Origin of the sequence: Streptomyces viridosporus (assembly GCF_002078235.1) — a bacterium.
GTDB classification, from domain to species: Bacteria; Actinomycetota; Actinomycetes; order Streptomycetales; family Streptomycetaceae; genus Streptomyces; species Streptomyces viridosporus.
In genome coordinates this window covers 1-270 of record NZ_MSGP01000222.1, presented here as the reverse complement: position 1 = coordinate 270, position 270 = coordinate 1, and the positions used below count along the sequence as shown (strand labels likewise).

Sequence of the window (270 nt, the reverse complement as noted above, 5' to 3'; positions counted from 1 at the left end):
CGGCCGTCTGCGGCTTGGCCTCCCGGGCGGTGCGGATGATGGTGTCCACCTCGCGCTCCAGCTGCTCGACCGCCGCCCGGGTCTGCTCGGCGGCCGGACCGTCGCCGAGGGAGGCGGCGTTCAGCCGCAGCACGGTCAGCGGCGTCCGCAGCCGGTGGGACAGGTCGGCGGCCAGCTCCCGCTCGTTGGCGAGCAGTTGGACGACCTGGTCGGCCATGGAGTTGAACGCCACCGCCGCCAGCCGCAGCTCGGTCGGCCCCTCCTCGGGGA

1 protein-coding gene is annotated in these 270 nt (G+C 75.2%); it reads right to left on the bottom strand.

Annotation, left to right across the window (positions count from 1 at the left end):
- The coding region (locus B7L92_RS42400) for a histidine kinase dimerization/phospho-acceptor domain-containing protein (protein ID WP_438363998.1) at positions 1-270 on the bottom strand (270 nt) is incomplete at both ends.